At 68.9% G+C, this 13,774-nt stretch carries 13 protein-coding genes and 1 pseudogene; 12 read left to right on the top strand and 2 right to left on the bottom strand.

Translation table 11 applies throughout. From position 1 onward, the window contains the following. Positions 1–96: 96 nt before the first annotated feature. Together msrB and msrA are read left to right on the top strand one after the other, a co-directional pair. Positions 97–504 carry a peptide-methionine (R)-S-oxide reductase MsrB gene (gene msrB, locus FU658_RS12430; RefSeq protein ID WP_255505595.1) on the top strand — a complete coding sequence of 136 codons (408 nt, stop codon included), beginning with the start codon at positions 97–99 and terminating at the stop codon, positions 502–504. Then, positions 501–1,157 carry a peptide-methionine (S)-S-oxide reductase MsrA gene (gene msrA / locus FU658_RS12425; protein WP_255505594.1) on the top strand — a complete coding sequence of 219 codons (657 nt, stop codon included), beginning with the start codon at positions 501–503 and terminating at the stop codon, positions 1,155–1,157. Before msrB ends, msrA begins: the two co-directional genes overlap by 4 nt. A gap of 54 nt (positions 1,158–1,211) precedes the next feature. On the opposite strand, the gene FU658_RS12420 is transcribed toward msrA, so the two are convergent. After that, positions 1,212–3,707 carry an ABC transporter permease gene (locus tag FU658_RS12420; RefSeq protein ID WP_147892362.1) on the bottom strand — a complete coding sequence of 832 codons (2,496 nt, stop codon included), beginning with the start codon at positions 3,705–3,707 and terminating at the stop codon, positions 1,212–1,214. After that, entirely contained in the window at positions 3,704–4,384 is a 681-nt protein-coding gene (locus tag FU658_RS12415; protein ID WP_147892361.1) for an ABC transporter ATP-binding protein, read from the bottom strand. Before FU658_RS12415 ends, FU658_RS12420 begins: the two co-directional genes overlap by 4 nt. Between FU658_RS12415 and FU658_RS12410 the strand changes: the two genes are divergently transcribed. The 10 genes and pseudogenes from FU658_RS12410 (at position 4,365) to FU658_RS12365 (ending at position 13,768) form a co-directional block, all read left to right on the top strand. Further along, complete coding sequence (locus tag FU658_RS12410; RefSeq protein WP_187266100.1) at positions 4,365–5,033, top strand: arylesterase; 669 nt, start codon at positions 4,365–4,367, stop codon at positions 5,031–5,033. The two genes, FU658_RS12415 and FU658_RS12410, sit on opposite strands and share 20 nt — an antisense overlap. 117 nt (positions 5,034–5,150) lie before the next feature. Beyond that, a complete protein-coding gene (locus FU658_RS12405; RefSeq protein ID WP_147892360.1) occupies positions 5,151–5,867 on the top strand; it encodes a response regulator transcription factor in 717 nt (238 codons plus the stop codon). An 8-nt stretch (positions 5,868–5,875) separates the two neighbouring features. After that, positions 5,876–7,177 (top strand): sensor histidine kinase, encoded by a 1,302-nt coding sequence (locus FU658_RS12400; RefSeq protein ID WP_147892359.1) that lies wholly within the window; start codon positions 5,876–5,878, stop codon positions 7,175–7,177. A 119-nt stretch (positions 7,178–7,296) separates the two neighbouring features. Next, positions 7,297–8,276 (top strand): annotated as a pseudogene (locus FU658_RS12395) (isoaspartyl peptidase/L-asparaginase family protein). A 204-nt stretch (positions 8,277–8,480) separates the two neighbouring features. Then, on the top strand, positions 8,481–9,995 hold the full coding sequence (gcvPB, locus tag FU658_RS12390) for an aminomethyl-transferring glycine dehydrogenase subunit GcvPB (RefSeq protein ID WP_255505593.1): 1,515 nt from the start codon (positions 8,481–8,483) through the stop codon (positions 9,993–9,995). Further along, complete coding sequence (locus tag FU658_RS12385; RefSeq protein ID WP_147892358.1) at positions 9,895–10,278, top strand: diacylglycerol kinase; 384 nt, start codon at positions 9,895–9,897, stop codon at positions 10,276–10,278. Before gcvPB ends, FU658_RS12385 begins: the two co-directional genes overlap by 101 nt. A gap of 66 nt (positions 10,279–10,344) precedes the next feature. Beyond that, positions 10,345–11,544: a class I SAM-dependent rRNA methyltransferase gene (locus tag FU658_RS12380; protein ID WP_147892357.1), complete on the top strand. Its 1,200-nt coding sequence runs from the start codon at positions 10,345–10,347 to the stop codon at positions 11,542–11,544. Beyond that, the gene (gene lgt / locus FU658_RS12375; RefSeq protein ID WP_147892356.1) at positions 11,541–12,446 is read left to right on the top strand and encodes a prolipoprotein diacylglyceryl transferase; all 906 of its coding nucleotides are present in this window, start codon (positions 11,541–11,543) and stop codon (positions 12,444–12,446) included. Before FU658_RS12380 ends, lgt begins: the two co-directional genes overlap by 4 nt. Positions 12,447–12,468: 22 nt before the next feature. After that, positions 12,469–13,263: a thymidylate synthase gene (locus FU658_RS12370; RefSeq protein WP_147892355.1), complete on the top strand. Its 795-nt coding sequence runs from the start codon at positions 12,469–12,471 to the stop codon at positions 13,261–13,263. Positions 13,264–13,273: 10 nt separating this feature from the next. Then, entirely contained in the window at positions 13,274–13,768 is a 495-nt protein-coding gene (locus FU658_RS12365) for a dihydrofolate reductase (protein WP_147892354.1), read from the top strand. The last annotated feature ends 6 nt before the right edge of the window (positions 13,769–13,774 follow it).

Genomic DNA, 13,774 nt, shown 5'->3' with positions numbered 1-13,774 from the left:
GCCCCGTTGTGGCTGTCGGCGTGCGGTCGCGAGCCTGGCGCCGCCGTCCCGGCGAACGTCGCATCGGCAGCGCCCACCGCCCGGAGGATCCCGCCCGTGACCAAGACCGACGAGCAATGGCGCCAACTGCTGCCGCCGGAGCGCTACCGCATCCTGTTCAAGGAAGGTACCGAGCCGCCCAATTCCAGCCCGTTGGACAAGGAAACCCGCGATGGCACCTACGTGTGCGCGGCCTGTTTCCAGCCCCTGTTCGACAGTGCCCACAAGTACGACAGCGGGACGGGCTGGCCGAGCTTCTTCGACCACCTGCCCGACGCGCTGGGCACGAAGCGCGACTTCAAGCTGATCTGGCCGCGGACCGAGTACCACTGCAGCCGCTGCGGCGGGCACCAGGGCCATGTCTTCAACGATGGGCCCCCGCCCACCGGCAAGCGCTGGTGCAACAACGGCCTGGCGCTCGAGTTCATCCCCCGGGGCGAGGCGCTGCCGGAACTGCGCACGTGACCGGCCTTCCCCATGCGCTGCGCGGTTTGCGCAGTACCGTTGCCATGGTCCTGGCACTGCTTGTGCTGGGCTGCGCAGGTGCCGGTGAGCCGCAGCAGGAGGAAGACCACGCACCGGCCGCGAGCGTGGCCCTGGCCACCTTCGCCGGCGGCTGCTTCTGGTGCATGGAGCCGCCCTACGACCGCATCGATGGGGTGCTTTCCACCACCGCGGGCTACGCCGGCGGGCCGGAGCGCAACCCGACCTACGAGCAGGTCGCCGGCGGTCGCACCGGCCATGCCGAGGTGGTGCAGGTGGCGTACGACCCGCAGCGGGTCAGCTACGCGGAACTGCTTCGCGTGTACTGGCGCAACATCGATCCGTTCGCGGTCGACCGCCAGTTCTGCGATCGCGGCCGTGCCTACCGGACGGTCATCTACGTGCACGATGCGCAGCAGGCGGCGGCGGCCGAAGCGTCGCTGGCCGAGGTGGCGGCCCGCTTCGACCAGCCGATCGCCACGCGCATCGAGCCGGTGGGCGACACGTTCCATGCCGCCGAGGAGTATCACCAGGACTACTACCTGAAGAACCCCTTGCGGTATCGCTACTACCGCGCCAGTTGCGGCCGCGATCGGCGCCTGGGGGAGATCTGGGGCGACGAGGCCGGCGGCTGATCCACCGGCCTCGTCGTGGCCCCCGCCCGGGCCGCATCGCCCGGCTTTGCGCCGTCAGGCTTCGCGCAGCGACCGCGCCGGTGGCGTGCGCAGGATGCTGCGCGTACCCAGCCACCCCGCCAGCATCGACAGCGCCATGCCCAGCAGCCCGCCGAGCATCAGCGGGCCCCATGGCAGGTCCAGGCCCATCTCGAAGCCGTAGCGGGCCACCAGTAAGCCGGTCAACGCCGCGCCGGCGATCGCCAACAACGCCGCGATGCCGCCGACCAGTGCGAATTCGGCCAGCACCGCCGCACGCAGCTGGCCGCGCCGTGCACCGAGCGTTCGCAGCACCGCGCTCTCGAACCGGCGTTCCGACGTGGATGCCTGCAACGCGGCCACCAGCACCAGTACGCCGGCGGCCAGGCTGAAGCCCAGTACCAGCTGCACCGCCTGCGCGACCCGGTCGATCACCTCGCGCACGCGCTCCAGGATCGCATCGACGTCCAGCAGCGACACGTTCGGGAAGCGTCGCGTGAGCTCGCCCATCCGGCCCTTGGCGTCCTCGGGCAGGTGGAAGGCCGAGACCAGGTTGTGCGGTGCGTCGCCGATCGCGTTCTCGTTGAGCAGCAGGAAGAAGTTCACCCGGAAGCTGTCCCAGTCGGCCGCCCGGATGTTGCTGATCCGGGCCTCGATGCGCTGCTCGCCGATACCGATGGTCAGTACATCGTCGACGCCCACGCCGTATCGTGCGGCCCAGCCCTGTTCGACCGAAACTTCCACTGCGTCACTGTCCTCGGCCCAGTATTCGCCCTCCACCAGCGTGTTGGCGGGCGGAAAGTCGCGACGCCAGCTCATGTTGATCGGGCGGCCGTCCACGAAGTCACCCTCGAAGACGTCGCGCTCCAGACGCTGCGGAGGCTCGCCATTGATCGCCACCAACCGGCCGGTGGCGAACGGCTCCATGCGCGGCTCGTCCACTCCGATGCCGGAAAGGAAGGCGGCCACCTCGGCGCCTTGCGCAGGCTGGATGTTGAGCACGAAATAGTTCGGCGTGTCCTCGGGCAGTTGTCCGCGCCACTGCTGCAGCAGCGCCGGACCGATCGCGGCGAGCAGCAGCAGCGACGACAGCGACAGCGACAGGCCGACCAGTTGCACCACGCCCAGCCCCCGGCGGCGCGCCAGTGAAGCCAGCCCCAGTCGCCAGTGTCCGCGCAGGCGCGGCTGCACCAGCCGCAGCAGCGACAACAGCCCCCACCCCGCGAGCGCAGATACACCGGCCAGTCCGGCCAGGCCACCCAGCACGATCATCGCCAGGCGCAGGTCGCGTGTCGCCAGCACGATCAGCGCGACCGACGCTGCGATCGCCGCCAGATAGACCAGTGCCGACACCGGCGGCAAGGCGGCGAAGCTGCGGTTGAGCACGCGCATGGGCGGCACGCCGCGCAGTCGCAGCAGGGGAGGAAGCCCGAATCCCAGCAGCAACAGGATGCCGATCGCCGCGCCGGCCAGTGCCGGCGCGGCCTGTGGCAGTGGCAGCCGGTCGGGGATCAGCGTCCCCAGCGCCTCGACAAGGCCGGCCTGGGCCAGCAGGCCCAGGCCGATGCCCACCAGGCAGGCCGGCACCGCCAGCATCACCAGCTGCAGGGCCAGGGCCGTGAGCACGCTGCGCTGGCGCGCGCCCAGGCAGCGCAACACCGCCACCTGGTCGATCCGTCGCAGCGCGAAGCGGTTCGCCGCCAGGGCCGTGGCGACGCCGGCCAGCAGCACCGCCAGCAGCGCCGCCATCGACAGGAATCGACCGGCTCGCTCGAACGCCCCACTGACCGCCTGCTGCGCATCCTCGATCGTGATCAGCCGGAAACGCCGGCCGTCGCTGGTCAGTCGTGGCTGCAGCCAGTCGCGCATGCTGCCGACCGCTCCGGGCGGTCCTGCGAACATGAGGCGATGCGTGGCGCGGCTGCCGGGCCCAAGCAGGCCTGCCTCCTCCACATCGGCCAGGTTCACCAGCAGCCGCGGCGCAAGCTGGAAGAGCTCGCCGCCGGCATCGGGCTCCGTGACCAGCCGCTGGCTCACGCGCACCTGCCGGTCGCCCAGGTCGATCACGCTGCCCGGGGCGATGCCCAGCGCATCCATCAGCCGGGCATCGGCGAACGCCTCGCCGCGCCCCGGTGCAGTCGCAACCCGGGTCTGCGTGCCCGCGGCGTCGTCGCTGACCACCAGCGCGCCGCGCAACGGGTAGCCGCTGCCCACCGCCTTGATGTCGGCGAGCTGGCTGGCGTCGCCGGAGAACACCACGGTCGGGAACTGCACCAGCAGCGCCGTTTCAAGGGCGCGTTCGTGCGCGGCGTCGATCCAGTCGCCGGGGATGGCCTGGCGGCCGGCGACGCCGAAGTCGCCGCCGATGATCTCCGCGGCGTTCTGGACCAACGCATTGCTGACGCGGTTCACCAGCGTTCCCACCGCGGTCATCACCGCCACGCCCAACACCAGCGCCGCGGCCACCGTCAGCAGGTCGCCCCCGCGCAGGTCGCGGCGAAGCGCGCGCCAGGCGTAGGGAACGATCCTCATGCCCGGCCCTCGTGCAGGCGCCCGCCGTCAAGTCGATAGATGCGCCCGCAGCGTGCGGCCAGGGTCAGGTCGTGGGTCACCAGCACCAGCGTGGTGCCGTATTCGCGGTTCATCGAGAACAGCAGGTCGATGATGTGCTGCCCGGTGGCCTGGTCCAGGTTGCCGGTGGGCTCGTCGGCGAACAGGATCCGGGGACGGGTGACGAAGGCCCGGGCCAGGGCCACGCGCTGCTGTTCACCGCCCGACATCTGCCGCGGATAGTGGCGCCTGCGCGGCGTCAACTCCACGTCCTCGAGCACCCGCGACACGCGCTGGTGGTCGACGTTGCCCGACAGCTCCAGCGGCAGCGAGATGTTCTCCTCGGCGGTCAGCGCGGGCAGCAGGTGGAAGCTCTGGAACACGAAGCCCACGTGCTCGGCGCGAAGTCCGGCACGCTGTTCCTCGTCGAGCGAATCAAGCGAGGTGCCGGCCAGCTCGATGTGGCCGCTGGTGGCGGTATCCAGGCCTGCCAGCAGGCCCAGCAGCGTGGTCTTTCCCGAACCCGAGGCGCCGAGGATGGCGATGCTTTCACCCGGGTTCACCGTCAGTTCCACCCCCTCGAGTATCTTGAGCACACCCTCGGGACCCGAGACGGATTTTCCAAGAGCGGAGGCTTTGATGACTGGTGCTGTTTCCATGGTGTGGCGTGTCCTTGTCGTGTTCGCGATGTGGGGTGCGCTTGCCGCGGCCGTTGCCGGCGCCCCGCAGCGTCCGGTGCTGATTGTCGGTGACAGCCTCAGTGCGGCCTACAACATGCCCGAAGCCGCGGGCTGGGTGAGCCTGCTCGAGGATCGTCTCGCCGAGGCCACCGCGACACCGCCAAAGGTCATCAATGCCAGCATCAGCGGTGAAACGACGGCCGGGGGTCTGAGTCGCCTTCCGGCGCTGCTCGAGACCCACCAGCCCGGCGTGGTGGTGATCGAGCTGGGCGGCAACGATGGGCTGCGCGGCCTGGCACCGGGCCAGGTCCGCGACAACCTCGACCGCATGATCGCATTGGGCGGTGAAGCCGGTGCCAAGGTGGTGCTGGTCGGCATCGACATCCCGCCCAACTACGGCGCGGCCTACCGCGAGCGCTTCCGCGCCGTCTTCAGCGATCTTGCGCAGACCCACTCGGTCGCGCTGCTGCCGTTCTTCCTCGAGGGCGTGGCGCTGGAGGCCGGCATGATGCAGTCCGACGGCATCCATCCAACGGCGGCCGCACAGCCCCGCCTGCTCGAAAACATCTGGCCACTGCTGGCCGAGGTATTGGAACTGGAGGCCGAGGTCGAGGTCACCGGGTCCTGACCGGGCGGCGTCGCGGCCGAGGCCTCCGAGGCCGCAGTTGCTTGGGCTTCACGCCTTTCTCACCGCGGAATGGGCACTCTTCACAAAGCTGAAGAATCCCGTGAGGAGGTAACCCCGATGCGACCCCGCGAAGAGCCTGCTGGCCTCGTCCTCCTTGTCGAGGACAACCGCAACATAGCCGAGATGGTGACCGAGTATCTCGAGCGCCGCGGATTCGGCGTGGACTACGCCGCCGACGGCCTGGACGGTTACCGGCTCGCGGTCGACAACAGCTACGACGTCGTCATCCTCGACCTCATGCTTCCACGCCTGGATGGCGTCGAGGTGTGCCGGCGCCTGCGCCAGGACGCCAAGAAGTCGACCCCGGTCCTGATGCTCACCGCGCGCGACACGCTCGACGACAAGGTGATCGGCCTGGATGCCGGCGCCGACGACTACCTGGTCAAGCCGTTCGCGATCCAGGAGTTGGAAGCCCGCATCCGCGCACTGATCCGGCGCGAGCGACGCCAGGTGAGCGCCGAGGTGCTCAAGGTGGCCGACCTGGTGCTGGATACCGCCAGCCTGCGCGTTACCCGCGGCGGCCAGGAGATACAGCTTTCGCCGATCGGCCTGCGCCTTCTCGGCATCCTGCTGCGCGAGTCGCCGCGCGTGGTCAGCCGCCGCGACATCGAGCGCGAGATCTGGGGTGACGCGCTGCCCGATTCCGATACGCTGCGCAGCCACCTCTACAACCTGCGCAAGGCCATCGACCGGCCGTTCGACAAACAGCTGCTGCATACCGTCCAGAGTGCGGGTTACCGCGTGGCAGACCTCGACGCCCCCGCGGCCGGTTGAGGCCGGCCATGACCGACCCGGGCGGCCTGCGCCGCAAGATCTGGATAGCCTTCATCCTTCAGGTGGCTGCGATCAGCTTCGCCACCGTGCTGGGTGTCTACGGGGCTTCGGCAGTGCTCAAGCACACGCTGATCCAGCGCGCGCTGACCGACGAGGCGGCGCACTACTGGCAACGTGTGGCCAGCAACCCTGCCGCGGAGGTGCCCGACACGTACAACATGCAGGGCTACCTGGTGCCGCCCGGCGGCGCCAGCGACATCCTTCCCGAATCCCTGGTCGGCCTCGGCCCGGGATACCACAGCCTTCCCAGGGCGCTGGACGGGTCGCTGGTCTACGTCGACGACGGACCCACCGGCAGGCTGTTCCTGGTCTTCAAGCAGACCCAGGTCGACGCGCTGGCCTTCTATTTCGGAATGGTGCCGCTGGTGGTCGTGCTGGTGGTGATCTACGTGATCGCCTGGGTCACCTATCGGGTGTCCAAACGGGCCGTTTCACCGTTGATCTGGCTGGCCAACGAAGTGCAGCACTGGGACCCGAAGCGGCCCGAGTTCGGCAAGCTGCATCCCGAGAACCTGCCGGTCGACGTGGAGGGCGAGACCTTGATCCTGGCGCGCTCGCTGCACGATTTCGGCGACCGGCTGGAAGCCTTCGTCCAGCGCGAGCGGGACTTCACCCGCGACGCGAGCCACGAGTTGCGCACGCCCATCACCGTCATCCGCATGGCCACGGAACTTCTGCTGGCCGACGGCGGCCTGGACAAGCACGCCGACCGCTCGGTACGTCGCATCCAGAAGGCCATCCAGGACATGGAGGTGCTCATCGAGGCCTTCCTGATCCTGGCGAGGGAGGGCGATGTCGGATTGCCCGACGAGGACTTCGAAGTTGCCGATGTGATCCACGATGAAGTCGACAAGGTGCGCCCGCTGCTCGCCTCCAAACCGGTGACGCTCGAGATCGACGAGCAGGCGCGCTTCTGGCTCCATGCGCCGTCCCGGGTGGTGTCGGTGCTGGTCGGCAACCTGTTGCGCAATGCCTGCAACCACACCAGCGAAGGACGGGTCGTGGTGCGCGTGCTCAAGGACGAGGTGGTCATCGAGGACTCGGGCGAAGGCATGACCGAGGTCGAACTGGCCCGGGCTTTCGAGCCGTTCTATCGCGTGTCGGGCAATCCGGGCGGTGGTCATGGCATCGGCCTGTCGATTGTTTCCCGCCTCTCGGAGCGTTTCGGCTGGCCGGTCAACCTGGAGAGCGAGAAGGGCGTGGGGACAAGGGCGCATGTGCGCTTCCCGCAAGCCCGTCCGATCGCTTAGGCAGCAACCGGCAGCCCTTTCCCCGGACGTCGATCCACGCAGGCCTCCAAGGCCAGGCTTGAGCAGGGCGATGAAGCCGCTATGCTCCCGGGTCTGTATCCCGATCCCGGAGTTGCCCAATGCGCCTGTCCCTGCTTGCCCTCCCGCTGCTCCTGGCTTCCGCTGCCGCGCTGGCGGAATCGCGCACCGCGCTGGTGATCCACGGCGGTGCCGGCACGATCAGTCGCGAGGCGATGAGCGCCGAGCGCGAGGCGGAGATCCGCGCCGACCTCGACCGCGCGCTCGATGCCGGCCATGCTGTCCTGGACGCAGGCGGCAGTGCACTCGACGCGGTCACTGCGGCGATCGTGGTGCTGGAGGACTCGCCGCACTTCACGCCGGCAAGGGCGCGGTGTTCAACGCCGACGGCATCAACGAACTCGACGCCTCGATCATGGACGGGTCGACGCTGGCGGCCGGGGCGATCGCCGGCGTGCACCGGGTGCGCAACCCGGTGACGCTGGCGCGCAAGGTCATGGAGGATTCGCCGCACGTCATGCTGATCGGCGAGGGCGCGGAGAGCTTCGGGCGCACGGCCGGGGTCGATTTCGTCGAGCCGGACTATTTCCGCACCGAGCATCGCTGGCAGCAGCTCCAGGACGCGCGGCATCGCGAAGCGTCGAACCTCCAGCCGCCACGCGAGTACGCGTACGGCACCGTTGGCGCCGTCGCGCTGGACGCCGAAGGCCGGATCGCGGCGGCGACCTCCACCGGGGGCATGACCAACAAGCGCTGGGGGAGGGTGGGCGATGCCCCGATCATCGGCGCCGGCACCTATGCCAATGCCCAGTGCGGCGTGTCGGCGACCGGTTGGGGCGAGTACTTCATCCGCCTGGCCGTGGCGCACGACATCTGTGCGCGCATGGCCTACGGCGGGGCCAGCCTGGCCGAGGCCGCCGACGAGGTGGTGATGAAGCGCGTGCCGGAACTCGGCGGCGATGGTGGCGTGATCGGGCTCGACGCCGAGGGCAACATGCACCTGCCGTTCAACACCGGCGGCATGTACCGGGGCTGGGTGCGGCCAGACGGCAGCCGCGGGACGGCGATTTTCGCCGACTGAGGGCCCTGGTCCCGGGGTCGGGGCCCGGGCAGCCACCTCTTCCGTGCGGCCGGGCCGGTCACCCAGCGGCCGACCCGGCAGATATGCCAAAATAGGAGGCTGATCCGGCCCCAGCGCCATCACCGCCCAGGAACTTCCCATGCTGATCTTCGAGCAGTCCCAGCCTGGCCGCAGCGCGGCGCCCAGCTCCCCGCCGCCTGCGAAGTGCCCGACGACCTGCCCCGGGCGCTGCGCCGAGACACGCCGGTGGGCCTGCCCGAGGTGTCCGAGCTGCAGGTGGTGCGCCACTACACCCGCCTGAGCCGCAAGAACTTCTCGATCGACACGAACTTCTACCCGCTGGGTTCGTGCACGATGAAGTACAACCCGCGCGCCTGCCATTCGCTGGCGATGCTGCCGGGTTTCCTCAACCGTCATCCGTACGCGCCGGATTCGCTGTCGCAGGGCTTCCTGTCGTGCATGCACGACCTGCAGGAGATCCTCGCCGACGTGACCGGCATGAAGGGCGGCGTGTCGCTGGCGCCGATGGCCGGTGCCCAGGGCGAGTTCGCCGGCGTGGCGATGATCATGGCCTACCACCGCGACCGCGGTGACACCGAGCGCACCGAGATCATCGTCCCCGACGCCGCCCACGGCACCAACCCGGCCACGGCGGTGATGTGCGGTTGCACGGTGCGCGAGATTCCCACCGGCGCCGACGGCGACATCGATGTCGAGGCGCTCAAGAAGGTGCTGGGTCCCAAGACCGCCGGCATCATGCTGACCAACCCGAGCACGATCGGCGTGTTCGAGCGCCGCATCGTCGAGATCGCCAAGCTGGTCCACGAGGCCGGCGGCCTGCTGTACTACGACGGCGCCAACCTCAACGCGATCCTCGGCAAGGTGCGTCCGGGCGACATGGGCTTCGACGCGATCCACATGAACCTGCACAAGACCTTCTCCACCCCGCACGGCGGCGGTGGCCCGGGTGCCGGCGCGGTGGGCGTGTCCGAGCGCCTGCGCCCGTACCTGCCGATCCCGATGATCGGCAAGGCCGACGACGGCAGCTTCCATTTCGTGCGCAAGAAGGACTGCCCGAAGTCGATCGGCCGGCTCTCGGCGTTCGCCGGCAACGCCGGCGTGCTGATCCGCGCCTACGTCTACGCGCGCCTGCTCGGCCGCGAGGGCATGCCGCGGGTGGCCGAGTTCGCCACGCTCAACGCCAACTACCTCGCCGCGCAGCTGCAGAAGAAGGGCTTCACCCTGGGCTACCCGAAGCGCCGCGCCAGCCACGAGTTCATCGTCACCGTGCAGCCGCAGAAGAAGGCGCACGGCATCACCGCGCTGGACTTCTCCAAGGCGCTGCTCGACCACGAGATCCACGCACCGACCAACTACTTCCCGCTGCTGGTTCCGGAATGCCTGCTGATCGAGCCGACCGAGACCGAGAGCCTGGAGACGCTCGACACCTTCATCGATGTCATGGGCCAGCTGCTGGACCAGGCGGCGAACGACACCGAGCGCATGAAGGCGCGCCCTACACCCAGCCGGTGCGTCGCCTGGACGACGTCAAGGCGGCCAAGGAACTCGACGTCGCCTTCAAGCCCGCTGCCTGAGGCGACGGGGCAGGGCACGGGCCATGGCCGACAGCTACGGCAGCATCGTGCCGCGCGGCCCGCGCGGCATGTGGCGTGCGCTGCTGTGGTCGCTCAAGGGCCTGCGCGAGGCCTGGCGGTGTGAATCCTCGTTCCGGCTGGAGGTCTACGCCTTCGTGGTGCTGGCCCCGCTGGGCCTGTGGCTCGGGGCGACGCCGGTGGAGCGGGTGCTGCTGGTCGGCTCCCTGCTGCTGGTGCTCGGCGCCGAACTGCTCAACTCCGCGATCGAGGCCGTGATCGAGCGCTTCGGTGCCGAGATCCACGTGCTGGCCGGTCGTGCCAAGGACATGGGCTCGGCGGCGGTGTTCGTGCTGATGCTCAATGTGCTGCTGGTCTGGGGCCTGCTGCTGGTGCCTCGCTGGCTCTGAGCGGCCTTCCCCGGTACGCCCGAGGGGCCGCAGCGGCTACACTGGCGTTTTGATGCAGGAACTCCCGTGAGCCAGGCCGACTATCCGATCCTCCAGCTCAAGAAGGGCGAAGAGCGCCGTCTGCGCGCTGGCCACCTGTGGGTGTTCTCCAACGAAATCGACGTGGCCGTGACGCCGTTGGGTGCGTTCGCACCCGGCGACCCGGTGATGATCGTCGACAGCCGCGGCCACGCGCTCGGCAGCGGCTACGTGAACCCCTCCACCCTGATCGCCGCGCGCCTGGTGGATCGCCACGCCCACGCGCTGGATCGTTCGCTGATCGTGCACCGCCTCAAGGTGGCGCTGTCGATCCGCGAGCGCCTCCACGAGGAGCCGTACTACCGCCTGGTCTTCGGAGAGTCCGATGGGCTACCCGGCCTGGTCGTGGACCGCTTCGACGACGTCATCGTCTGCCAGGCCAGCACCGCCGGCATGGATCGGCTGCAGGACGAGGTCACCGCCGCGATCGACAAGCTGCTGCAGCCGCGCGTGCTGGTGTGGAAGAACGACGCCGGCTCGCGCGACATCGAGGGCCTGCCTTCACTGGTCGACATCGCGATCGGTTCGCTGGATCGCCCGGTACGCGTGCGCGAGGGCGGCCTGGAGTTCGAGATCGACATCGTCGAGGGGCAGAAGACGGGCTGGTTCTACGACCAGCATGCCAACCGCGATCGCCTGGCGCGCTACGTGAAGGGTGCGCGGGTCCTCGACCTGTTCAGCTACGTCGGGGCCTGGGGCCTGCGCGCGGCCGGGTCCGGCGCCGAATCGGTCGACCTGGTCGACATCTCGCCGGGCGCGGTGGGTGCGATCGAACGCAACATCGCGCTCAACGGATTCGAGGGTCGCGCCACCGCCCACGTCAGCGAAGCGTTCGAGTTCCTCAAGGCGGCCCGGGCCGAGCGCCGTCGCTGGGACGTGGTGATCCTGGACCCGCCGGCCTTCGTGAAGCGCAAGAAGGACCTCAAGGAAGGCTCGCTCGCCTACCGCCGCATCAACGAGGCGGCGATGCAGGTGCTCGAACGCGACGGCATCCTGGTCACCGCTTCGTGCAGCCACCACATGCCGCGCACCGCGCTGCTCGAGGGCGTGCAGGCCGGGTCGCGCCATCTTGATCGCCAGGCGCAGGTGCTCGAAGCGCTGCACCAGTCGCCCGACCACCCGGTGCACCCGGCGATTCCCGAAACCGACTACCTCAAGGGCTACATCCTGAGGATCCTGCCTGCATGAGTTCCAACACCACGCTGCACACGATCGACCCGGTGGCGATCGCGCTGCCGTTCTGGCCACATGCGATCCACTGGTACGGCCTGATGTACCTGTTCGCGTTCGGTATCGCCTGGTGGCTCGGTTCGCGGCGTGCCCGTGCCGGGCGGCTGCCGGGCATGGATGCCGAGGGCTGGAGCGACCTGCTGTTCTACGGAATGCTGGGCGTGGTGATCGGTGGTCGGGTCGGCTACGTGCTGTTCTACGCCTTCGGTGACTTCCTCGCCGATCCGCTGCTGTTGCTGAAGATCAACCAGGGCGGCATGAGCTTCCACGGCGGCATGCTCGGCGTCGGCGTCGCTGCGGCGTGGTGGTCGTATGCGCGCAAGATCCACTTCTTCGACACGGTCGATTTCATCGTCCCTCTGGTGCCACACGGACTGGGCCTGGGGCGGCTGGGTAACTACATCGGCGGCGAGTTGTGGGGCAGGGAGACCGGCGGCGATGGCGGAGTGGTGTTCCCCAACGCGTTGCCGGAAGGATTGCGAGGCGTGGACCCGCAGTCGCTTCGCGAGCTCCACGCCACCGGTGCGCTCGACGAGTTCGCGCGCTACCCCTCCCAGCTCTACCAGGCCGGGCTGGAGGGCCTGGTGCTGTTCGCGATCCTGTTCTGGCACTCGCGCAAGCCACGGCCACGCTACCGGATGATCGGACTGTTCTCGCTGTTCTACGGCATCTTCCGGATCCTGGTGGAATTCGTGCGCGAGCCCGACGAGCACATCGGCTATCTCGCCTGGGACTGGCTGACGATGGGCCAGGTGCTGAGCCTGCCGCTGGTGGCGCTGGGCGTGTTCTGGCTGTGGCTGTCGCTGCGCTCGCCCACCCTTCAGCCGCGCCCGGCCCCCGCCGAGACCGACAAGGCGTGAACACGCCACGGAGTCCGAGACGATGACGCCCTACCTGCAACTGCTGCACCACGCCCTGGAGCACGGCGTCGAAAAGGACGACCGCACCGGCACCGGCACGCGCTCGGTGTTCGGCTGGCAGATGCGGTTCCCGCTGGCGCAGGGTTTCCCGCTGGTGACGACGAAGAAGCTGCACCTGCGCTCGATCGTCCACGAGCTGCTGTGGTTCCTGAAGGGGGAGACGAACATCGCCTACCTGAAGGAGAACAAGGTCAGCATCTGGGACGAGTGGGCCGACGAGGGTGGCGAGCTGGGGCCGGTGTACGGCAAGCAGTGGCGCGACTGGGAGGCCGCCGGCGGGCGCAAGATCGACCAGATGCGCTGGGTCCTGGACGAGATCCGGACCAATCCCGATTCCAGGCGCCTGATCGTGAGCGCGTGGAACGTCGGCGAGCTCGATCGCATGGCGCTGATGCCCTGCCATACCCTGTTCCAGTTCCACGTCGCCCAGGGGCGCTTGAGCTGCCAGCTCTACCAGCGCTCGGGGGACATCTTCCTCGGCGTGCCGTTCAACATCGCCAGCTACGCGCTGCTTACCCACATGGTGGCCCAGGTCAGCGGGCTGGAGGTGGGCGACTTCGTGCATACGCTGGGTGATGCGCACCTTTACAACAACCATGTCGACCAGGCGCGCGAACAGCTGGCGCGGACACCACGGGCGCTGCCCAGGCTCGAGCTCAACCCGGAAGTGCGCGACCTGTTCGCCTTCAGCTACGACGACGTCCGCATCGTCGACTACGATCCGCATCCGGCCATCCGTGCGCCGGTCGCGGTCTGAGGCGTCCCCGATGCCTGACCTCGTGCTCGTCGCAGCGATCGACCGTGCCCGCGCGATCGGAAGGGGCAATGCGTTGCCGTGGCGCCTGCCCGAGGACCTCAAGCGCTTCAAGGCGCTGACCCTGGGCAAGCCGGTGCTGATGGGGCGGAAGACCGCCGAGTCCCTTGGGCGCGCCTTGCCGGGGCGGCGCAATCTCGTGCTGAGCCGCGCCAGGCAGGTCCCGTATCCGGGGATGGAGCCCGTCGGCAGCCTGGACGAGGCGCTGGCGGCCTGCGTCGACGTGCCGGAGCTCATGGTCATTGGCGGGGGCGAGGTGTACGCCCTGTGCCTGCCCGAGGCCCGGCGCATGCACCTGACCCATGTCGATACGGTCGTGGCCGACGCCGACGCGTTCTTCCCCGCCTGGAACGTGGACCAGTGGCGCGTGCTTGAACGCGATCCACGCCCCGCGGACGAGCGCCACGCCTGCGCCTACGAATTCATCGACTACCAGCGGCGAGACTGAAGCGAA

The sequence above is a fragment of the Alkalisalibacterium limincola genome, assembly GCF_008017755.1.
Lineage (GTDB): Bacteria > Pseudomonadota > Gammaproteobacteria > Xanthomonadales > Xanthomonadaceae > Alkalisalibacterium > Alkalisalibacterium limincola.
Note: the sequence above shows the minus strand (reverse complement) of the source record. Positions and strands in the feature narration are given on the sequence as shown.